The sequence below is a fragment of the Paenibacillus agaridevorans genome, assembly GCF_003112455.1.
In the GTDB taxonomy this organism is placed as follows: Bacteria; Bacillota; Bacilli; order Paenibacillales; family Paenibacillaceae; genus Pristimantibacillus; species Pristimantibacillus agaridevorans.
Genome location: NZ_BDQX01000036.1, coordinates 119,298 through 140,903, shown reverse-complemented (window position 1 = coordinate 140,903; position 21,606 = coordinate 119,298). Strand labels below are relative to the sequence as shown.

Annotated in this window: 21 protein-coding genes and 1 pseudogene; 2 read left to right on the top strand and 20 right to left on the bottom strand. The window is 51.7% G+C overall.

Translation table 11 applies throughout. The features are described 5' to 3' along the window. The 5 genes and pseudogenes from PAT3040_RS38310 to PAT3040_RS02720 all read right to left on the bottom strand — a co-directional run. Positions 1-512 (bottom strand): annotated as a pseudogene (locus PAT3040_RS38310) (stage V sporulation protein AD); the annotation flags it as partial. Position 513: 1 nt separating this feature from the next. Continuing rightward, complete coding sequence (gene spoVAC / locus PAT3040_RS02735) at positions 514-966, bottom strand: stage V sporulation protein AC (protein ID WP_087571082.1); 453 nt, start codon at positions 964-966, stop codon at positions 514-516. 276 nt (positions 967-1,242) lie between these two features. After that, on the bottom strand, positions 1,243-2,280 hold the full coding sequence (locus PAT3040_RS02730) for a transposase (protein ID WP_181376413.1): 1,038 nt from the start codon (positions 2,278-2,280) through the stop codon (positions 1,243-1,245). Between the two features lie 1,210 nt (positions 2,281-3,490). Beyond that, positions 3,491-4,327 carry a sugar phosphate isomerase/epimerase family protein gene (locus tag PAT3040_RS02725; RefSeq protein ID WP_108991452.1) on the bottom strand — a complete coding sequence of 279 codons (837 nt, stop codon included), beginning with the start codon at positions 4,325-4,327 and terminating at the stop codon, positions 3,491-3,493. A 28-nt stretch (positions 4,328-4,355) separates the two neighbouring features. Further along, on the bottom strand, positions 4,356-5,426 hold the full coding sequence (locus tag PAT3040_RS02720) for a Gfo/Idh/MocA family protein (protein ID WP_087571039.1): 1,071 nt from the start codon (positions 5,424-5,426) through the stop codon (positions 4,356-4,358). Positions 5,427-5,579: 153 nt separating this feature from the next. Between PAT3040_RS02720 and PAT3040_RS02715 the strand changes: the two genes are divergently transcribed. After that, positions 5,580-6,455 carry a helix-turn-helix domain-containing protein gene (locus PAT3040_RS02715; RefSeq protein WP_087571038.1) on the top strand — a complete coding sequence of 292 codons (876 nt, stop codon included), beginning with the start codon at positions 5,580-5,582 and terminating at the stop codon, positions 6,453-6,455. Between the two features lie 293 nt (positions 6,456-6,748). Here PAT3040_RS02715 and PAT3040_RS02710 read toward each other — a convergent pair whose 3' ends face one another. The 15 genes from PAT3040_RS02710 to PAT3040_RS02640 all read right to left on the bottom strand — a co-directional run bounded on the left by PAT3040_RS02710 (position 6,749) and on the right by PAT3040_RS02640 (position 20,509). Further along, positions 6,749-7,369 (bottom strand): ABC transporter ATP-binding protein, encoded by a 621-nt coding sequence (locus PAT3040_RS02710; protein ID WP_258234797.1) that lies wholly within the window; start codon positions 7,367-7,369, stop codon positions 6,749-6,751. Beyond that, complete coding sequence (locus tag PAT3040_RS02705; protein ID WP_108991450.1) at positions 7,356-8,168, bottom strand: ATP-binding cassette domain-containing protein; 813 nt, start codon at positions 8,166-8,168, stop codon at positions 7,356-7,358. The genes PAT3040_RS02710 and PAT3040_RS02705 overlap by 14 nt, the downstream gene beginning before the upstream one ends. 17 nt (positions 8,169-8,185) lie before the next feature. Further along, the gene (locus PAT3040_RS02700; protein WP_108991449.1) at positions 8,186-9,043 is read right to left on the bottom strand and encodes an ABC transporter permease; all 858 of its coding nucleotides are present in this window, start codon (positions 9,041-9,043) and stop codon (positions 8,186-8,188) included. Then, a complete protein-coding gene (locus tag PAT3040_RS02695) occupies positions 9,040-10,077 on the bottom strand; it encodes an ABC transporter permease (RefSeq protein ID WP_108991448.1) in 1,038 nt (345 codons plus the stop codon). The genes PAT3040_RS02700 and PAT3040_RS02695 overlap by 4 nt, the downstream gene beginning before the upstream one ends. A gap of 58 nt (positions 10,078-10,135) precedes the next feature. After that, on the bottom strand, positions 10,136-11,761 hold the full coding sequence (locus PAT3040_RS02690) for an ABC transporter substrate-binding protein (RefSeq protein WP_258234796.1): 1,626 nt from the start codon (positions 11,759-11,761) through the stop codon (positions 10,136-10,138). Between the two features lie 191 nt (positions 11,762-11,952). Continuing rightward, positions 11,953-12,471: a YbjN domain-containing protein gene (locus PAT3040_RS02685; RefSeq protein WP_181376412.1), complete on the bottom strand. Its 519-nt coding sequence runs from the start codon at positions 12,469-12,471 to the stop codon at positions 11,953-11,955. Positions 12,472-12,510: 39 nt separating this feature from the next. Beyond that, a complete protein-coding gene (locus PAT3040_RS02680; RefSeq protein WP_108991446.1) occupies positions 12,511-14,316 on the bottom strand; it encodes a hypothetical protein in 1,806 nt (601 codons plus the stop codon). Between the two features lie 72 nt (positions 14,317-14,388). Then, a complete protein-coding gene (nikR, locus tag PAT3040_RS02675) occupies positions 14,389-14,907 on the bottom strand; it encodes a nickel-responsive transcriptional regulator NikR (protein WP_108991445.1) in 519 nt (172 codons plus the stop codon). A 146-nt stretch (positions 14,908-15,053) separates the two neighbouring features. Beyond that, on the bottom strand, positions 15,054-15,824 hold the full coding sequence (locus PAT3040_RS02670) for a hypothetical protein (RefSeq protein WP_108991444.1): 771 nt from the start codon (positions 15,822-15,824) through the stop codon (positions 15,054-15,056). Then, on the bottom strand, positions 15,821-16,519 hold the full coding sequence (locus tag PAT3040_RS02665; RefSeq protein WP_108991443.1) for an ABC transporter ATP-binding protein: 699 nt from the start codon (positions 16,517-16,519) through the stop codon (positions 15,821-15,823). Before PAT3040_RS02665 ends, PAT3040_RS02670 begins: the two co-directional genes overlap by 4 nt. Positions 16,520-16,525: 6 nt before the next feature. Next, entirely contained in the window at positions 16,526-16,912 is a 387-nt protein-coding gene (locus tag PAT3040_RS02660) for a GntR family transcriptional regulator (RefSeq protein WP_087571028.1), read from the bottom strand. Positions 16,913-16,956: 44 nt separating this feature from the next. Beyond that, positions 16,957-17,715, bottom strand: a complete 759-nt coding sequence (locus PAT3040_RS02655; protein ID WP_181376411.1) for an ABC transporter permease — start codon at positions 17,713-17,715, stop codon at positions 16,957-16,959. Beyond that, on the bottom strand, positions 17,708-18,688 hold the full coding sequence (locus tag PAT3040_RS02650) for an ABC transporter ATP-binding protein (RefSeq protein WP_258234795.1): 981 nt from the start codon (positions 18,686-18,688) through the stop codon (positions 17,708-17,710). The genes PAT3040_RS02655 and PAT3040_RS02650 overlap by 8 nt, the downstream gene beginning before the upstream one ends. A gap of 542 nt (positions 18,689-19,230) precedes the next feature. Next, on the bottom strand, positions 19,231-19,452 hold the full coding sequence (locus tag PAT3040_RS02645) for a hypothetical protein (protein WP_087571026.1): 222 nt from the start codon (positions 19,450-19,452) through the stop codon (positions 19,231-19,233). Positions 19,453-19,576: 124 nt separating this feature from the next. Further along, complete coding sequence (locus tag PAT3040_RS02640; protein ID WP_108991441.1) at positions 19,577-20,509, bottom strand: hypothetical protein; 933 nt, start codon at positions 20,507-20,509, stop codon at positions 19,577-19,579. A 197-nt stretch (positions 20,510-20,706) separates the two neighbouring features. On the opposite strand from PAT3040_RS02640, the gene PAT3040_RS02635 reads away from it, so the two are divergent. After that, a partial coding sequence (locus tag PAT3040_RS02635; RefSeq protein WP_108991440.1) for an ArsR/SmtB family transcription factor occupies positions 20,707-21,606 on the top strand: 900 nt, incomplete at its 3' end.

The following is a 21,606-nucleotide window of genomic DNA, read 5'->3' as shown; positions in this document are numbered from 1 at the left end:
AGCGCTGCACCAGCGCCGGTGACCGTATATTGCGCCGTCGGCGGCTTCTGCGAGCCGTATTCCGTCGGGTAGCGGAATTGCTTCTCCGCTGTACAGTTATGACTGCACGTGCCGGCTAGCACTTGGGTCGCGGAACCGCTGTTGACAAGCTGAGACGCGAGGGCCAGCGTCTCCATCGATGTCGAGCAGGCGCCGAATACGCCAATATACGGCGCGCCAATCGATCTTGCCGCAAAGCTGTTACTGATGATCTGGTTCATCAGATCTCCGCCGATATAGAACTGCACGTCACTGCGCTGCAAGCCGGCCTTCTGAATCGCGAATTCGGATGCTTGCTCCAGCAGCAAGCGCTCCGCCTTCTCCCAGCTTTTCTGCTGCATATCCAACTCAGGATGGACCAGATCGAAGTCTGCTGCCAGCGGTCCGTCTCCCTCGTCCGGGCCAACCACCGTAGCCGCTCCGATGATCACAGGCTTATTCTCGAACCACCAGGTTTGTTTGCCTTTGAGCATCCTATTGCCCCCCAGTGCCAAGAATAAGGTGAGCGATGCCTACAAAAAATGCTGCAACAGTGCCATAGACGATTACGGCTCCCGCCAGCTTGAACATATTTCCTCCTACGCCGAGTACGAGCCCTTCGCTCCGATGCTCCAGCGCGGCGGAGCACATCGAATTTGCGAACCCCGTCACCGGTACCGCAGAGCCTGCGCCTGCGAACTGAGCAAGCTTATCGTACACGCCTAGACTCGTCAGAATGACGGAGAGCAGAATGAGTACCGCTACAGTCGGATTGCTCGCTTGCTCGGGCGTCATGTTCATCAAATGCATAAACAGCTCCATAATGACTTGACCAAAGCAACAAATCGCCCCGCCAATCAGAAACGCCTTCACACAATTGCCGAACACGGAACGCGGCGGTTCTTTCCCTTTGGCAAACGTTTGATACTCTTTTGGTGACATCGACATTTTCTGATAACGATTAGCAGCCGCCCCTTTGCCTGACCCGGAACTTGCCTGAGAAATGGACCCCTTGGACGCCAATGCTCTCTCCTCCTTCAAGATCGATCGCCAGCAGCCGTCATGTCCGCCGACACCTGACACCGATCCCAATCCTTCCTTCCCGTTCATTATTTGATCAACCGCCACAAATTATCCCGCCGAACCGGACTTTGGTTAAATTACCAATACCTCGAAGCACCTTTGATCAATATCCCGACTGTTCAGAAACGCTTCGCGCAAACTTTAAGCTGATTGTTGAGCCATTTGCATTGATTTATTGCCAATAGATGGAAAATTGGACAGCAGGTCAGTGGCGGATTTCCGCATCCGACACATGTTAATGCCAAATGACAAGGATACTAACTTTTCGAAAACAATTTCCTCCACGCAGTCTGCATGACTTAATCTGAAGCAGAACTCATCGAAATAAAGCTGTGCATATTTCGCACTTATTCCGTTGAAGGTTCGGCTCATCCATTCGCGAGCACTCATCGCAACTTCCGAAAGCGATTCGGAAGGCGCCAAAGAACAGAGTTGCTGCCGCTGTTCGAACATCGCTGGAGAGGAATGTAAGATTATAAGCTTGGTTCGATTAACGTTTCGTTCATCCTCGAACACTGTCTTGTATCGGCTAAATTGATGCCTTGGATTTATTGCAAACGACCGAAGACCGCCATCGCATTGCTGCGCAGCAAACTCCATAGCCTGCTTTTCCGTTAAAGGCTCTCTGGCTGTTTTCGATTCCGTAATCAATTTAATCTTGTAACGGGGGGATTGTTGCTTCCCGACCTCGCGAGAAATAATCATCGATTTCTCCTTTGACATACGGGATTCAACCAACCAAAAATCAGCTAAAAACAATTCATGTTTAGCCTCGACATGTCCAGACAATGGCTCCTGGCCATCCGTCATGGTTATAGTACGTCTAATTAAATGAAGCATCAACCAAGCGGTTTTATAAGTCACACCTAGAATTTCGGAAAGTTTTACTGCATTGATGCCTCTAGCTTGTGTTGCAACTAAATATATGGTACGGAGCCATTTGCTTATCGGAGTTTTGCTTCCATGCATGAACGTTCCCGCCGTTAGAGACGTTTGATGACCGCATTGTCGGCATTCAAAAAGCGGCAACTTCCGAGTCTGTATCCGGTATGCCTGATTATGATCGCAAGAAGGACAACGATAGCCCCCTGGCCATCGCAGTTTCTCAACAAGTGCAATACAATCCGCCTCATCGGGAAATTGTTCTGTAAAACCATCGATAATTTCCTTGTCTATCAAGATTAATCACCTCACGAATAGGAACGCTTGTTCTGTTTTTATTTTACCACTTCTGTATCCGATTTACAATCCACCCAAAAATATAATTTATTATCGAACTACTACAGACATGTGTGGTTCGAGGATTGTTACTACCGCAGCAGCGAATAAAAATTACTCTAGCGACATGAGTTATTTATCGCCATCCCCGCCGCTCAGGAACGGATCAGCGTCAATGGCTTTTCCAACTCATCCATGACCGGATCATAAACTAGCTTCCAATAATTCCAAATTATTTTTCCGCATCCCACGCTTTCGGAAGTTAAAGACTCATTTTCGCAAAAACCATGAAAAAAAGCAGCACAGTGAACGGCCATCATCATCCTTTGGGGGCTCGGCGTGCTTCATCCCGAAAAATGGCGAGAATGTATGGAGATAATCGCTTTCCTATATTTGCACAGGTGCATCACTTTTATAAAGCTCGAATAAATAGCTAAACTGATCCAAAGGGATATTGATGCGAGGGACAGTCTTTGATGATTTCACGTACTGCCATGAACCCTCAAGTTAATCCATCGAATTACATTAATTCCCATACTAGAATTCGCGTCGATAGTTCCAATTACTCAACACAACACGAATATCCCCCCAAACTTCGCTCGTAATCAACTGAATGTTGGGGATATTCGCCTTGATATTCCCATTTACTAAATCACTACACGAAATATCACCCTAAACTTCGCTCGCTATTAACTGAACGTTGGTGATATTCACATCGATACTTCCTATTAATAATCACAACACGAATATCACCCTAAACTTCGCTCGCTATTAACTGAACGTTAGTGATATTCACATCGATACTTCCTATTACTAAATCACAACACGAATATCCCCCCTAAACTTCGCTCGCTATTAACTGAATGTTGGGGATATTGAGCAATGTGTTGGGCTTATCCTAACTTCATACATGCGGGAATGAGCATAAGGCAATGATTGCCTAACGTTGTAAGTCTTGAAGTTGTTCACTGAGCTTAAGGGATAGTAATAAATAGTCCCTGCTTTGAGTTGCTTTCTTTGATTTTGCTTTCTTGGACTCAAGCGCATGATCACTCACTGATGTTGTCGACAAATACAAAAAGGCTCCCCCGTATTGAACGGCAGGAGCCTAAAGGCTGAATCATAAGCCAGTTAATCTGCTATGCTAGTCTGTTGTGGTGCATAGGTGAATCTACAAGCCTGCAGCGGTGAAAACCTTATTGAAGGCAGCTTGGGAGCGAGCTGCGAGCTCCTCTGGCGTGCCTGTTGGCGGCTCGACGGACAGTATTTCTTGCGAGACAGTTCCTGTGTAACCGATTGCCTGCAAACCTTGCAAGAAACCAGTAAGGTCGATGACGCCTTCGCCAGGGTAGACGCGGTCGTTGTCCAGCACTTCCTCTACTGGCACATCCTTCGCGTCATTGATGTGAACATGAACGATCTGCTCCGGGCGGAGAGCTTTGATATCGGCGACCGTCAAACCGTTCGTATACCAATGGTAGGCGTCGAATAACAGGCCCACGTTCGGCTCGCCAATCGCGTCGATCCAATCCAGCGTCTCCTGGAGCGTCCAGATGAACGGATTCGCCCAACGGGTGCGCAAATGATGCGGACCGACAAATTCCAAGCCCAGCGAAATGCCAAAGGCGCCTAACACTTGCGCGCAAAGTCGCAGCCTGCGTGTCGCCGCAGCCATGAACGGAGCTGCCTTTTCGTCAGTGGACGGCAGGATGTATGTGCAGCAACGCGTACAGCCAAGCGTCTTGGCAGCGGCTGCAACCGCGGCCAGTCCTTCCAGGTCCTTTAGGAAGGATTCTTCCGAACCGCGCCAATCCACCGGCAAGCCAATGGAGCTAATAACTACGCCATTGTCGGCGAGAAGCGCACGAGCGCCATCGACGCCATATTCTTTGACAAGCGATAAAGCATCGGTATCGACTGCCTGGAAGCCGTAACGTCCCGCCAGTTCAATCAGTTGTCGCTGATTGTCCAAAGCGCCAAGTCCGGCGCCGGTTAATCCTCTCAACATGTCCATTCCTCCGGATTCGTGTAATGTTCTAATCCCAATTCAATTTCACTTCATTGCCCGTTCTGGACGATTCGTAGATCGCATCAAGAATCAGATTGTTGGTGTAGCCGGACAACGCAGATGTAATCGGCTGTTTGCCTTCGCGGATACACTCCAGGAAGTGGCGGCTGAGGCGCGTACGCTCGCCTTCATCGGACTCCGGCTTGCTAAGCGGCGTTTCGATCGGACGATCGAACTTCTCCGTCAGCAGCTTGCCGGAGCTGCCTTTGTAGCTGGCGCCGCCTTCGGAGCCCATAAGATGGATAAACGGCGTATTGTCCGTATCCATATGAACGGCCCAGCTGACTTCGAGCGACAAAGTGCTGCCGTCTTCCATTTTGATCAGCGCGGTTGCAAGGTCCTCCACATCATAGATGCCATCCCAATTCGGTTTTCCCCATGTCCCGATTCCTTTGCGGTTGGGACCAAACTCTGCGTAGGTTGCGCCGTATACAGACACTGGCTTCGGATTGCCCATCAGATAAAGGGCGAGATCCAGCATATGCACGCCGATATCGATTAGCGGACCACCGCCGGATTGGTCCATGCGCGTAAACCAGGTGCCCCAGCCCGGAATACCCTTGCGTCTGAACCACCCCGTCTTCGCCGTGTAAATACGTCCCAGCTCGCCGCGCTCCACCTGCTCCTTGATCTGCATAGGCACAGCTTCGAAACGCATTTGATGGGCCATCATTACGATAACATTGGACTTGCGGCTAGCATCATAAATGCGGCGGGCTTCCTCGCTGTTGATCGCCATCGGCTTCTCGAGCAAAACGTGTTTGCCGGCTTCGATAGCCCGAATGGCAAGCGGCGCGTGATGCTGGTTCGGCACGCCGACGATAACAGCATCGACATCGCTGAGACCGATCAAGGCTTCCGGAGATTCTACCACATTAGGAATTCCATAAACGGAAGCCTTCTCCTGCGCCAGCGGCAAATAAGCATCCGTAATCGCTGTAATTTCGCATTGCTCTGTTAAAGCCGAGAATTCTCTGGCATGCACGCCGCCAATGTTGCCTGCGCCAATAATGCCGATTCTGATTTTACCGTTAGCCATCTCTATAATTCCTCCTGATCGTCACATCGTTCCAGTAATTCCAGCAGCAAACGCTTACCGAACACTACGACTTTTATGATAAGATAGCAAGAGAGTAATTTCGTCCCTGAATTTCGATAAATATCTCATTTCTTCGGAGGCTGCGATTCCGACATGACTTACTTCCCGGATTATCTCAAAAACTATCCAAATATGAATACTTCCAGCCCTCTGCATATTAGCTTGAATACGCTTCATTCGGGATTCCGCGCTCATCGTCATGACTTTTTGGAATTTTCTTATGTAGTGGACGGATCCGGATCCGAATCCATCAACGAGGTGCTGCATCCCATGAAACCAGGCACCTTCACCTTCGTCCTTCCGTACCAAGTGCACCAGATCTATACGGACCCGGGGAGCAGGCTTGTCCTGTACAATTGTATGTTTAGCATGGATTTGCTTATGGAATCCTCCCCCCAGGAAAGACTTCTAGGATTAATCGACGCTGTTGGCGCACCGCCGTTTGCTCAGTTGGAGGGTGAGGATCGCGAAAGAATCGGATCGCTTATTGAGGGAATGTACGGCGAATATAAGAGCAACGAACCTTGGCGGCAGACCATGCTTCAAATTCGGCTTAAGGAGCTGCTTATCCGTTTCGATCGTCATCGCAGATCGCTGACTGAGAATAGTCAGAGCGGCGACAGAATCCAACTGGACCGGCGCGCATATGGAAGGCATTCTTCTGTCTGGCCGATCATTCATTATATTCATCAGCATTATCAGGACGATCTTACTCTTGGCGATCTTGCTGCGCGTTTTAATATGAGTCTGTCCCGAATCAGCGAAGTCATAAAAGAAACAACCGGACAAAACTTTCTTTATTTCCTGCATGATCTTCGCATCCGTCATGCCTGCAGCTTGCTCGTATCGACGGAGATGAGCGTATCCGAAATTGCGCTGGAGGTCGGGTACGGGTCCTACAATACGTTCTCGCGCGTCTTCCGCGAAACGAAGGGCGTTGTGCCCAAGGAATATCGAAAGCGCAAGTAAGCACTTGAGAGTATGATGGCACAACAATCAGGGCAATTCCGCGATGTCGTCCGTTGCGACCGTGGAATTGCCCTTTGTTCGTGGACACTCCTGTCCGGGAATTGCTCAGCCCTTCCAATGTTGAATTGAGCTGAACGTCAGTACGATTACGAATATGACATACAAGACGAGAGAGACGATTCTGATCGTGCGCCTGCTCATGCCTTTGCACCCCTTCCGCATCTTCATTACCCGTATATATTCATTCTATGCAGGGTATGACAAATGCGGAGCTTGTTTTTTTGGCGTTCTACTTAAGAATAGGTTAGGCTTGCTAAACCAATGAGTCGATCTGCAACTACATCCAGCAATGCCGCATCATGACTGATAGCCAATATGCCTATGGATCGCTCGCTTGCGATCGTGAGCAAAGCATGCCAGATTTCAGCCTGAGTAACGGCATCCAGCATGGCGGACATCTCGTCCGCGACAATAAACTTCGTCTGAGACCCCAACGCTCTCACCATGCAGCATCGCTGGAGCTGCCCTCCTGACAATTCGTTCGGGTAACGTTCCAGCCATGATTTCTGTATACCGAAGGCCTTCAGTATGCTTGTATCCGGCTGCCAGCCTTCCGCAAGCATCTTCCCGATCGTCCAACGCGGATTGACAGCCAGCTCGGGATGCTGGTTAATTAATTGAACAGGGCAATAACCGGAACCGGGCAGACTTCTGTCGCCGACTAGCACTTTTCCTTCCGTTGGCACCATATAGCCAGCCAGGAGCTTCCCAAGTGTCGACTTGCCCGTTCCGCTTGGACCCATTAAACCAACCACCTCCCCCGGCGCGATCTCGACCGAATACTCCCGAAATAACCATTCGTTGCTGCCATACCGCCAGCCCAATCGTGATCCTTGCAAACTAGCTCTGCCCAATGGTTTCAACCTCCCTGGCAACAGGCCGCTTAAATCCGTTGCCGGGCAATGCCTGCCATAGCTCCCGGCTATAGGGGTGCTGCAGGAGGCTGCCATCGCCCGCAAAACTGCCAGCCTGAGCAATCTCCACCACTTCGCCTTCCCTCATCACAACCACTCTGTTCGCCGTTCCTGCAGCAGCTTCCAGGTCATGCGTAATCATAAGGATGCCAGCCCCCCCTGCCGCCAGCTCGCGGAAATAATGCAACGTCTCCGCCACGTCTTCCGAGCCCATTCCCGGTGTTGGTTCATCGGCTATAATCAAGTCCGTCTCCGGCTGAGCCGACATGGCGAGCAGCAGCTTGCGCGCCATACCTCCAGATAGCTGGAATGGAAACAATCGATTTATTTTCTCACCAAGACCAAGACGCGCCAACAAGCCTCGCCTGGCTTCCATACTCTTTTTACTATCAAATGGTCCTTGCAATTGCCGGCCGACGGAGAGCAGCGGGTTTAGATAACCGACGGATTGCGGCAGCAAGGCTAACGTACGCCCTCTCGCCTTAAGCAGTTCCTTCTCATCTAGAAGCCTTCCGTTCATCCTGATCTCGCCCGTGCGCGCCGCGTTTCGCGGCAGAATGCCCATAATCGCATGCGCTAACAGGCTTTTGCCAGAACCGCTGGCCCCAACGACCGCAACGATCTCGCCGCGGCCAATTGACAGATTCAAGCCATGAATTACCTTGGTATTCGTTCTTTCCGTACCCCGATCATAATTCAGGAACGACACCGACAAAGCTTCGATATCCAGGACATTCATATCTACTTCTGCCTCCCTCAAGTCCGAGAATGCTTGGGATCGATCAAACGCTGCAGCGAATGGCCCAGCATATCGAATGCCCGAACCGTCACGAGCAGCGCAAGCCCGGGAAATACAGCAAGCCACCACATGCCCGAAGACAAGTATCGCATCGACTCGGACAAAATAATGCCAATAGCCGGCTGGTGGGGCGAAAAGCCCAGCCCCAGAAACGTAATAGCCGCTTCGTGCAACACGGCATGAGGAAATAAGAGCAGAAAACCGATAAACAGCTGCGGAAGGAGATGCGGCACCAGATGATGTCTCATTATCCACCAGCGGGTTCTTCCGAAGCCTCGGCTTACCGCTACATAATCGGCGGTTACCACACTTAGTGCTTCAGCGCGAATGACGCGGGCCAGACTGGGCCAGTGAGTAAAAACAATGCCGATCATGATCCCTTGAATCCCACCACCGCTAACAAAGGCAATCAAAATGAGCATGACCAGATGCGGAACGCTGAGCGTCGCATCGATCAACCAAGTGACGACCCGGTCAACCATCCGGCCCAGAAATGCAGCCGCCAGCCCCATCATCATTGCGATGACGGTACTCCCGGCAGCTCCGGCAAGGCCAACTGCGACGCTTAAGGTTAGACCTTGCACCGTGCGCGAGAACATGTCCCGTCCAAGCCAGTCCGTACCGAAAAGATGCTGCAAGGAAGGCGGCAAGTCGCGAAGCTCCAGCTTGACGCTTAATCCCTGCTCGCCGATGAACAAGGAGCAAAGTATGATTCCAACCAAGAGCAGTCCTGTCGTCGCAGCGGAAATCAGGAGTCTCGTTCTGCCGGTCAAGCGTCGTCCGCGCCCCCTTGTCAGGCTTCGCACTGCGCTCATGATTTCACCTCCGGATGGAGCCTTCTTTTCGGATCGATTGCCCAATGGATCGAATCTGCAAGGAGATTGCCCGTGAACACGAACAAGGAGCTGCATATAACAAGTCCCAATAACAGCGGAACATCTCCGCGAAGTCCAGCCTCAACCGTCGCTTGTCCCAATCCGGGATACGAGAATACCTGTTCGGCAAGAACGGCGCCGCCGAACAACTCGCTAAAGGAAGCGAATTGGAGCATTAAGGCAGGCAATGCCGCATTACGAAGTCCATGCCTAAGGAACAGCTTCCACCCACGCTCGCCCCTGGCTCTTGCGAACAGGACGTAATCGCTGTCGTACACCTCAATTAACTTCGCCCTTGTATGCAGTGCGACAGGCGCGATACCTGCAACGGATAACGTAAGAGCGGGAAGCGCCATATGATACAGCCGGTCAAGCAGCGTCACATCGCCGGCGAGCACTCCCGCAGGAACACCGAGTCCAACCGGAAACCATCCCAGCCAGACGGCGAAAATCGTCATCGCAAGCAGCGCTATCCAGAATGCTGGCGTTGAAGCTATCGTGTAGCAGACCGATTGAATAAAACGATCAGTTATTCCTCCTTGACGAATCGCCGCGATTGATCCGAGCGCAAAACCTATAATCCCCGAGAGCAGCCAAGCCGTCGCCATCAAAGCGGCAGAGCTTGCAAACCGATCCGCAATGACGTCCGAGACCGGCTCACGATAGATCATCGAGGTTCCCATGTCGCCTTGCAGCAAGTTTCCCGCCCAGCGCAGCAAGCGCTCCGCGAATGGTTGATCAAGTCCCCAATAGGCTCCAATCTCGGCGCGCTGCTCCGGCCCTACGCGCATCATATCGGCTCCGATGTATGCCTGGATCGGGTCGATCGGCGACAAATCGGCAAGCAGAAACGTAACAAAACATACGAATGCAAGCAGCAAAAGCAGCCTCAGCACCCGTCCGCCCGCAAATCGTATCCAGCCACGCCACTGCCCCTTGACCTGCGCTGTTACCGTCTCGTGCAGACCCGACATCGCGCCACCCCCCGTCCTCGATGACATTCCAGATAACTAAGCAAACCCGCCAACCCTACTACTCCTTCCACTTCCAGCTTGCGATATTGTCGGTCACCGGCCAGCCATGGCGATGCGGCTGTATGCGTGGCGAGCCGATGTCAAGAGCATCGTCTACCAGATACAGGTGCTTTATATTGACGAGCCACGCCCACGGAGCGTCGCCTTTGGCGCTTGAACCCGTCGTCCCGTCCCACTGCGATTGCTTCCAATAGGCCATCGCCTCCTCTATCGTGAGAGCCGCCATTGCTTTTTCCATATAGCCGTCTACCTGTTGGTTGCTGTAGTAGCCGGTATTGTAATAATCGACGCCGGAATACTTGGATGCATAAAGGGCATACAGCTCCGAAGGATCATGACTGCCCCACCCTAACAACACCGCGCTGGCATGCATCTCCCTTTCGATCTCTTCCCAGCTCTTGCCCGCAGCAGTCATACGGATTCCGATCTCCTTCATCATCTCCGATGCGGCAAGCGCCAGCGATTGTCTTAATGTGTCGCCGGATGGATAGATGAGCGGGAATTCCGCGATTAATCCATTTTTCTCGAGTACGCCGTCTCCATTGCTGTCGCTCCAACCCGCTTCGGCCAACAGTTTCTTAGCCCCTTCGATGTCGCTATCCGCAATGACCGTATCTTCATTCCACCATGGGAGTCCGTCAACGGATGTATAAGCCGGCGTGCCGTAGCCCTCCAGAATGCCTTCAACAAGCTTTTCCCGATCCATCGCCATGTTAATGGCTTGTCGGATCGCAAGATCGGCAGTTACGGCATTGCCGATGGGATAACCTTCCTCCGTCTTGCCGCCTGGCTCTGCATAAGGGAATGTTATGCCGCGATTATCTACCGTTTGCAGCGCCTCCAGACGCATGCCCGGCACTTCTTGTTTGCTGAAAGAAGAAGGGATATATGCCATATCCACTGTGCCCGCTTTTGCTGCAGCTAAAGCCGCATCCTCGTTAAGGAACAGGAACGTGATATGATGGAACGACGGCTTGTCGCCGTAATAGCTCGGATTGCTCTCCACCAGCAATTGCTGACCGCGATCCCATTGCACGAATTTGAATGGGCCGGAGCCAACAGGATTGCTGGCATAATCAGCGCCGTGCGCGTGACTGGGAACGATGCCGAGCGTAGTCAATTCGTTTAGAAACGTCGATTGAGGTTTGCCCAATTTAAAGTGAATGTTATTCCCATCCAGCTCAACCGCCTTTAGATTGGTCAAATCGATCGCGGATCCGCTGTTCGCCGTCGTTTCGAACGTATATTTGACGTCGTCTGGCGTGAGCGGCTGACCATCAGAGAATTGAACATCTTCGCGAAGCTTGACCGTCCAAATCAGACCATCGCTGCTGATCTCATAGCTCTCTGCCAAGTCGTTCGTCACATTAAGTTGGTCATCTCTCTTGAGCAGCGTGCTTTGAAAAAGCGGCGAGCCATAGCGGCCCCACCCTAGCGTCGGATCAAAACCATCCTCTGGCTCGGAACCAATCGCCACGACCAGCTTGTCCGAACGTCGCTGCGACTCTCTCTCCGTCGCCTTCGGAGACGAGCAGGCCGCTATCAATGAGATGACAAGGAGCAGAAGCACGCTCGTCATCATTATAGACCTAGTATTGAATCTCATTTCAATCCCATTCTTCATTTCTCATTCTCTCCCCTGTATCGTGTTACGATCTCAGTACATTGTAACACGAGTGAGAAAATTTGACATCACATTTTTTACAACGTTGGAAACTTTAAATTTCCTTAGAACTTGGAAAAAGCCGACCAACTATTTTGGCCGACTTCTGTATGTTGTTATTCTTATCGCTTAGTAGCCTCGCCTAGCCTCGCCTATTCCTGTACTCGCAGCGCTTCCTCAGGCGTTAACTCTCCGGCCGCTACCTGTCCGATTCGTTCTTCGAACAGGACTAACATGTAATGAAAGATCGAAATCACTTCTAGCAGCTCGTCGGGTGAAATGGTCTGCGAGGACGGAACGGTGTAAACATAGCGGGCGTAAACTTCGCCATCTTCGTCCAGGCCGAACCCTCCCAGCGGAACCATAGCGTTAGCCCCAATCAGCACACGCTCTACAGCGCTTCTCTGCGCTGGCGCCACCCGGAAAGGCAAGATCGTGTGGAGTTGAAGCAAGCGAATCCATTCGATGTCAGACTCTGGCAGGGGCTGGAAATTCAAATTCATCGTTCGATCCCTGCCCTGGTCATCCTCGCCAAGCATCATCACAAGTACATGCAAGCGAATACTCTCGGATCGCTCAAGAAGCCGGGTTTGAAACCCTTCCTTCTCGAACGCGATTTGCAAGCCGCCAAGTTCGGCCAGTTGCTTCGCGTGTTCCATCTCGGATATCATATTAGGCCAACCTCCAGTCTTCATCCCTATTTAAGTCCATTAATCCCTTTGTTTCATAGCTTCCATCAACAGCTCGCGCTGCTTGTCGATATTCCCGTTTGCTCGGAACAATGCCTTTGTGCTGCAGCCCGTCGCTTCGATAAAAGTCAGCACGCGCTGATATTGTTTGAGTCCATCGGCTGAAGTTTCATCTTCTGGGAGCTTACCCACCATATTAAGAATCAGGTCGGCGTCTTTAACCCGTTTATCATGTTTTTTGTCGGATGATTTATCCGCGTTGAACACAGACGACCATGCGCTGTTAGGGCCTCCCTTAGCAGCTTTGTCGCGACCATATTGTTTGGCTCGGCGGAACAAGCTCATGCCCACCTTCGTGCCGCTGGCCGCAGCCTTAAGACTGATACCAACCGCAGCTCCCGCCCCGCTCAGCGTCGCAATATCGCCCGCGATGCTCGCCATCTCCAGTCCGGACTCGATGCCTCCGCGAACCAGCTTCTTCTGGTTAATATTTTTCATCTCTTTTGCCAGTTCGTAGTTTTCGATATCGTCGAGTTCGGACTGCGCTTCCTTCTTTTCATCGGCTGTCGCCGTTGCATTCGCGGGATCGATAATTCTCATCAATTCTGCGCGGCGATCTGTGAGAGCCGTCTTATCGGTTCCCGTTGACGAATAGATCGTCTTTCCGAAAATCGTGCGATTCTTGGTCTTAACCATGCCGCTGTTTGCGTACTTGCTTTTGAAATCGCGCTTGATCGTCGTCATCTTCTGCTTGGAGCTATGCCATTGCATCATATTGAATACTTTAATGGTGATCTTGATGCCGCTAATGGCAATGCCAATGCCAGGTATCGCTTCTGTCAGCTTGCCAACGCCTGCCTCCAAAATTTCCAAAATCGACTTGACGGTCTTGACGGCGGATTGAGCCGCCTCCAAGCCGTTCTGAATGGCTTCCAGACCGCCTTTGACTACTTCTTTTTTGGTCACGCCTTCGTCCGAGAAACCTTCCTTGAACAATTCGTAAACGGCCTTGACCATAAAAAACGCACTCTTGATGGCGGATAAAGCATCTCCCACGCTGCCGCCGTAACCTGCCACCGCTTCGGATGAGCCGACGCCGTTTTCGTTGCCCTCCAGCTTGGCGGCGTTATCCACGACTTTAGCGACGCCCGTGAACGCTTTTTGGCCGCTTTCCAAACCTTCGTAAAGGGCGCCTGCCGTTTCCGACTTGCTTTTCGACTCCGAGATCGCCTTTTTCATGTTAACAAGCCCGATAAAACCCGACCCTACATCCAACAGGCCGGAAGCAACGCCGAGCTTCTGATTCTCACGGTCAATCTTCGCTTTTTCTGTCTTCTCGGAGGAGACGTCCTGATTGTTCTCCTCCCCTTTTTTAATCGCCTTCTTTAAATCATCAGAAGCGTCCGAATATACATCCGTTTGACCGCCGACTCCCGTACCTGTTATTTCGGTCGTGTCCCCAACGTTGTCGACAGCACCGCTTTCCTCCTTGAAAGCCTCCGCCTGTCCAAAAGCGCCTGCGGTCTTGGCCTCACCAACCTTAAGCCGCATTAATCCGAGCTTGGACGGTGGCGGCGTATTTGTCGGCTGTCCTTGTTGCTGGGGCGCCCCGGTCTGTCTCTGAATCGGAGCAATCGCCCCGCGCCTCGCCATCATCTGCATCGTCGCTTGATTGCCGACGGATGCCTGCATCCATCTGAGCTTGTCCGCTTCTTGGCCGCGCTGAGGGAAGGCGTTTGAAGCCGATGTTTTAAGTCCGGAAGACGAGGAGGTTTTCCCTGCCTGCGCTCCGCCGGTTGTTTTGTCCGCCATTTGGCCTTGCGCCATTTCTATTCTCTCTCCTTTCCGCCCTATGTATGAATCGCCATTTAAAGAAACAGCTTCATGTGAATGTTAATCCTATCGTTCATCTTCCTGACGACTGTGACTGTGTCTAGAACCGTGATGATGACCGTGACCATGATTCTGACCATGGCCATGAGCATGTGCTTCTGTCCCTTGAGGTTCGGCGAATGTGACGGACAGCTCCGCGTACGAAACGCCCTTCTGGATCTGAATGCGCTCATGCAGCTCTCTCAGCGTACCCATTTGACCGCGTACGACGATGACCTCAAGGCATTGATCGTGATTTAAATGCACGTGCATATTGGAGACAATATCATGATGATAATCGTGTTGGATGTCCATTAAGACGATCGGCAGCTCGCGGACGTGATGGTCGTAGACGACAACTATCGTTCCGGCCACGAATTCATCGCTTCCGAGTCGCGTAGGCTCCAGCAATACCTTCCTCGCCAAATCGCGAATCGCTTCCGATCGGTTTTTGTAGCCCTGCTCTTCGATAAATGCGTCGAACTGCCCAATCAGCTGTGAAGGGAACGATACGCCGAATCGTACCAACTCTTCCTTATCCGACATAACGCTTACACCTCCATTCTGTCCTGACTGATTGTCGTTATTTGTCTATTATAGACTACCTTGGACCAAATGGGGAGAGGATAAGCGCAAAGAAAAACGTCCGGCCAGCAAAGCGGAAAGCTTCGCTGGCCGGACGGATAAGGAGGTTACAACTTGATTTTGTGATTCATCATATAACGAATGCCAAAGAGCAGCGTAACGCAGGTTGCAATCTCGATCAGGAAGGAGATGATCGAGATGCCTTGGATCCCCGTTACGGTCACCGTCAAGCCATCGCCGCTTGGCGTGTCCGCCATGCTGAATCCCGTAATTCCGAACGGCACATTGCCGCTCGAGGAGTTCGAATGCACAAGCTCATCCAGCCAACCCAGCACAACCGCCAAGCCGATAAACATGAGAATGCCAAGCCATGTGCCGATCTTGCCCTCGAAGGTTCTTGCGAAGGTGATGCAGAAAAAAACGAAGACGGTAGCCGAAACTGTCAGCCATACAAATCCGATCAAAAACGACAATGTGAGCTTCAGCTCCAACTGCTCCCTTATAGGCGACAGAATCGTCTCATCCAATCCGAACCATGTCACGAACGCAAATTCATGAAGCAAAAAAAGAACGAGCAGGAAAGCCATGCTGGCGAGCAATAACAGAATTGGCGAAGCGACCGTGTAAAGCGAAGGCAACGGAAGCAATCGCCGGCTGTATGCCTTCAAGTTGGCGTTGTACGTTTGACACACCATTAAGAAGGCCAAAAATCCTGCGAACACATAGAGGACGATTGAAACGATGTAAGTCGTAAGCGTCACCCAGTCCTTGATTTCTCCTACAACCGTCAATACAGTCTGCGCAAGGATTAAAATAACCGTCGCGGCGAAGATACTGTTCGAATTGCGCTTCCAATCATATTTAAGCAGCTTGATCATTGCGCGTACACCTCTTTGAACATTTCATCCACGCCTTTCCCGTATTTCATTCGCAAGTCGTCGACAGCCTCGTGCAGCGCTACCTTGCCTTCTTTGATAAACAGGACCTCGTCGAAAATCCGCTCGATATCACGGACCAGATGCGTGGATATGATCAGACTGCTCTCTTCGTTGTAATACTGAACGATCGCATCCAAAATTTTATCCCGCGCCACGGGATCGACGCCGCCGATCGGTTCGTCCAGCAGGTACAGCTTCGCATTTCGCGATATAGTGAGTGTAAGCTGCAGCCTCTCGTTCATCCCCTTGGACAATGACGTTGTCTTATCGTCCGGGTTGAGCTGCATAAACGACAGCATGTCGCGCGCCTTGGCATCATCGAAGTCCGGATAGAGATCGCGGCTGAACGCAATGGCGTCGCGCACCTTCATCCAGCTCTCCGTCAGCGGCTTATCGGGCATAAATGCCGTGCAGGCTTTGGAGTACTTGCCCGTTGGCAGTCCGCAAACGGCGACGCTTCCCGATGTCGGCTGCATAAGTCCCGCCGCCAGCTTCATGATCGTCGTTTTGCCGCTTCCGTTGCTTCCGAGCAGACCGATAATTTTGCCCGGCCCCACTTCGAACGACACGCCGGAGAGCGCCGGCTTCGTGCCGTAGCGTTTGACTACATCTTTTAACTGAAGAATGGGCTCCATCGACGATCAGCTCTCCCTTTCCCGTTCGGAATGATGATGAACCGTATCCTTTACCAGCGCCAATATGTCACTGTCGTCGAAACCCAGCTCCTTCATGCCGAGCACGAACCTTTCCAGCATATCTCCAGCCATCTCTTTCTTTAAACGCATAATGGTCGACTCCTCGCTAGTCACATAACGCCCCATGCCGCGGCGCGTCTCGACGATTCCTTCGCGCTCCAGCTCCTGGAACGTACGTTGGATCGTATTCGGGTTAATCTGCAGCTCGGCGGCCAGCTCTCTCACGGAATCAATTTTGTCGCCGGGACCGAGCTTGCCGGTAATAACCATCTTTTTTACATGCGTCATGATTTGGATATAAATCGGCATGTTATTATCGAATTCAATCGTCACAGTGGGCTATGCTCCTTCTCGATGCCAGTCCGCTCCAGGCCGACTTATGAGACATCGCGTTTTCTAAACGTGACAAAGCTTGCAAGCAGGAACAGCGCTACATACACGATCAGCACCGATACGGAGAACGGCAGCGTCATGCCCGGAATCATGGGCTCGTTGCCCGCGTTAAATTGCGATAGATCCGTGTTTGCGAACAAAATAAATTTAGCAAAAGAGTATTTCGACAAAAGGAGCGTCGCCAGTCCTCCCATCATGACGCAGAACAAGGCAATGCCGACGGTAACGCCGCTCGACTTGGTCAGTATGTCAATCATGAAGGTAAGCGTTACGTAGACGGTCGTATAAATAAACATGAACAGCATCGATCGGCCGATCTCGTTCCAGTGTGCCGCTTCTCCGCCCCATCCATAAACGACGGTGCCCGTTACGAGAACGGCAACGGCCGTGAACAAAATAAGAGAGATGATGAACAGGAGCGCTGCCGTATATTTAGAAGCTAATATCTTGTTGCGGCTGTGTGCACGGATGAGCAGAAGCTTAATGGTGCCCATCCGATATTCCTTGGACACCATGCCAGCCATCGTAATGATAGCAAGCAGAGGAAGCACCTGTCCAGCAGAACTCATGCCGATCGCCAGCGCGGCAAATTCCGCCCCGGAACCGAACTCGCTCCCCATCTTGAATACCGCATAGCCGAAGATCGCGGCATACGCCGCTAGAATAACATACGGGACCAAGATCGAGCTTCGCTTAAAAAGCTTTAACCATTCATTGAGCACCAACCTACTAAAACTACGCACTGCGATTCGCCCCCGTCCATTTCATAAATTCATCTTCCAACGAAGATTTAATCTCTTCTAACCGGTAGAGTCCCACTCCCGCATCCGTCAGCGCCTTTACCAGCGACGGAATATCCTCGTGCTTCACCTTGACGGCCAGCATGCCTCTGTCAGCATCCTTGCTTAGCAGCTCCGCCTTATTTAAGGCTGCCAGCGTCCTGGATGCCAGCTCGACGTCGGTTACTTCCAGGCTGAGGGACATGGAACTCTTCTCTTCGCTCCCATTATGATTGATTGAGCGGACCGCAATAAGCTTACCCTCTTGAATAACGACGACGCGGCTACACATCAGCTCCATCTCGCTGAGCATGTGGCTGGATACGAGAATGCCGATCCTCTCCTTGTCTGCAATCAGCTTGAGATAATCGCGCATCTCCCGAATGCCTGCAGGATCAAGCCCGTTCGTCGGTTCGTCCAGAATGAGCACCTTGGGCTTGTGAAGCAATGCCTGCGCGATGCCGAGACGCTGCCGCATGCCAAGCGAATATGCCTTTACCTTCTTGTTCATGGCATCCTGCAAGCCAACAAGCGCTGTTACTTCGCGGATCCGTTCTTCTGACACGCCCTCGGTCATTCGCTGGAACTGCTTCAAATTATCTAATCCCGTCATATAAGGGTAAAATTCCGGATTCTCGATAATGGCGCCAATATGCCTAATTGCCGCTTCAAAGCTCTTGCTTACGCTGCTCCCGCCAATCCGGACATCGCCCTCCGACATCCCGATGAGTCCCACGATCATCCGGATCGTCGTCGTCTTGCCGGCGCCGTTAGGCCCAAGCAGGCCAACGATCTCGCCGCTTTTTACTTCGAAGCTGAGTCCGTTGACCAGCTTTTTCCCTCCGATGATCTTCGAGACGTTATCCAACTGAAGCACCGTTTCATTGCGATCTGACCGGGCCTCGGCAGCAGAATTTCTTTTATTCATGTCAACCATTAAGCGTCCGCTCCTCCTGTGTATAGGTGTTATAGTTAAATAGTACACTACAACTCAGACATTGTAAAGAGGTCCTTTCTTCTCTTTGATTCGAATAGCGGACAGGCGGGTACTTAATAATTACAAACCAGGGAAAGGGGCGATGGCCATGAACCCGCCAAATCGAAATATCGAGATTGAAGAAAGACATGTCGAACACAGATCGGATTCCAGCCGCGTTTTCGCTACTTTGATTAAATACGCGGCTTATCTCCTCATCTTCTTTGGACTTCTTTACTTCCTCGTCCGTTATGTGTTCCCTATGTTCTAATGCAAATGAAGTAAGCGTACGTCAACAAGGCTGCCCCTAATCTCCGATAATCGGAGATTAGGGGCAGCCTTGTTGGCTGGAACACCGGCGGTTCGTAGAGACGGGTTCTTTGCCGTTCGCGCACTACAAAACAAACCTCCCGCCTGGAAGTCCAAATCAGGACCATGGGCGGGAGGTTTCAGGGTGCCAATCGGCATCCTATACATACGGCAGAGTCGCCGGAATTCCTCGCTTATTCTGCTGCCGGCGCATCCGTTGCGGTTGGAACAACCGTTTCATCCGTGACGGTCGGCATATTGTTGGCATCATCGTTAATTCCATTGGAGTTTGTATTGACATTGTTGCCGTTGTTGCAGGCCGAAGCCCCTAGCAACAGCACCGCGCACATCGTGGCGGTCAGCAGCAGCTTGGTACGGGTAGTTTTGCGAACGGGATTATTAGACTCTCTCTTCATAATCATCTTCCTCTCGGTTTCATTTATTTTTCAGTTGTGCGACTGTTGCGCCTAACCTTCCTTAACCTGCCGGGGATCAGATTGAAACAGCATTCATCATGAGAAAACCCTCATTTACCGTTGCTTAGACTCTCTCTTGCAGCAATTCAATTAATTGTTCGGGCATATCCCATGGCAACGGACGCAGCCATGATGGCTGCCCGGCCGCATCGCCGCTCGCTTCCCGCTTGATGGTCCAAAGAATCGGCACGCCGGCCCGGGCGGCAAACCCCGCGGCAAAATACGTTTCCGGATCGGCTTCCGTCACGTCGACAATGATCAGCTTGCATGATGTCATACGCTCCACCATTTCGCTTCGTCCGTCCGATCCTGCGGCGGCAGCTTCTTGCAGCGCTTCGCGGGCGATTTCCCGGATCTTATTCGGATGGAACATACGAACGCCATACCCGCATTGTTCAAGACCGTTCGGAAGGATCGCGGACCATTGCGTATAGATCTGCTCGCTGCCTGCGAGTACGCAGCACTCCTTGCGGCGTCCAGCGCCGGATTCGGCCATCGCTTCAGCCCAGCCGGATTCCGTCAGCTTTAGCACGGCACCCTCGCGATCAATCCATCCCGAGTCGCGTGCTTTTTCGATCAAGTAGACCAGTTCTTGCAAATTAGAAGCATAAGCGACATTATAAGCTCGAGCCAGCGGGTGCAGATTGACGGGATCCCCTGCGGAATTCGAATTCCGATATAAGTATCTCAGCAGCCGGCGGCCCTTCTGCTCCATTGTTGTAGCTACTTCCGGAGATGACACAATAGCCTCTGCTTGCTCCAGCGTCAGAGATGCCCGTTCGCCATGCTCGTCCAGCTCCCGAATGTATGCCGATAGAAGGGGCAGAACACGCCGCTTCTTTTCGTAAGGAAACGACTGTAACGCTGCAATCGCATCGCTCTTTACCTTGTAATGCCCTTGCGGGGCGCACATGCATCCGAAATATCGTTCGTATTCACCGTCGCGTTCCATTCCAACAAGCTCCGTACAGAACACACAATGTTTTTTAGTCAACATCGCAATCACCTCTTCATCATACGGTTCGTATACGAAACGAGATATGAGGGGGACTGCCATATATTACTACAACGAAGGCGTCGATAGAAGATTACTTATTATAAGTTAACCGATTACTTGTTACATTAATGAAACAGTTATATAATCGTATAAAATCGATTAACAGGCAGCAGCTCGCCTGCTCGAAGGAGTGCGCCATGAATCTGGAAGTCAATCAACGCAATTTGCCATTATTCGAAGCGCTGGCATCAAAAACCCGCATACAAATGATCGAATTGCTTAAGCAAGAGCAATTAAATATGAAGGAAATCGCAGCCCGCCTGGGCATCTCCTCCGCGATCGTGACGAAACATGTCAGCCAGTTGGAGGAAGCCGGCATTTTGGAAACCGAAGTAGCCGCCGGCAAACGCGGCACCCAGAAAATATGCAAGCTCAAGCTCGACAAAGCAACGCTTCTATTCAGGGAAGGGCCAGCGCCTGAGGAAAACACGGAACAGCCTTATAACCATTACACAAGCTCGATCCCGATCGGTCAATATTCCGCATACCATGTAAAGCCCACCTGCGGTCTGGCTTCGGATACGAAGCTGATCGGCATGCGCGATGATCCCAGATATTTTGCCGAGCCCGATCATGTGCTGGCGCAGCATCTCTGGTTCGCCAGCGGTTTCGTCGAATACCGCATTCCGAATTATTTGACCGGCCGCAAGCCCGTCAGCAACTTGCGCATCTCGCTGGAAATCTGCTCGGAGGCGCCAGGTTATGATGAGAATTGGCTGTCCGATATCACGTTTGCGATTGGCGGCATCCCGGTATGCCGTTGGACGTCGCCAGGCGACTTCGGCAAGTCTGCAGGCAAGCTTACGCCGCATTGGTGGGGGGAATACAGCACTCAGCACGGCTTGCTCAAGACGCTTCATGTTACGCAAGACGGGACCTACATGGACGGAGTCAAGCTGTCGGACGTCACCGTGGGCGATCTGCCGCTTAGCGCAGGCGAAGAGATCCTGTTCCGCATCGAATCGCCAGAGGATGCCGTCCACGCCGGAGGCGTAAGTCTATTCGGCAAACGCTTCGGCAATTACGACCAGGACATT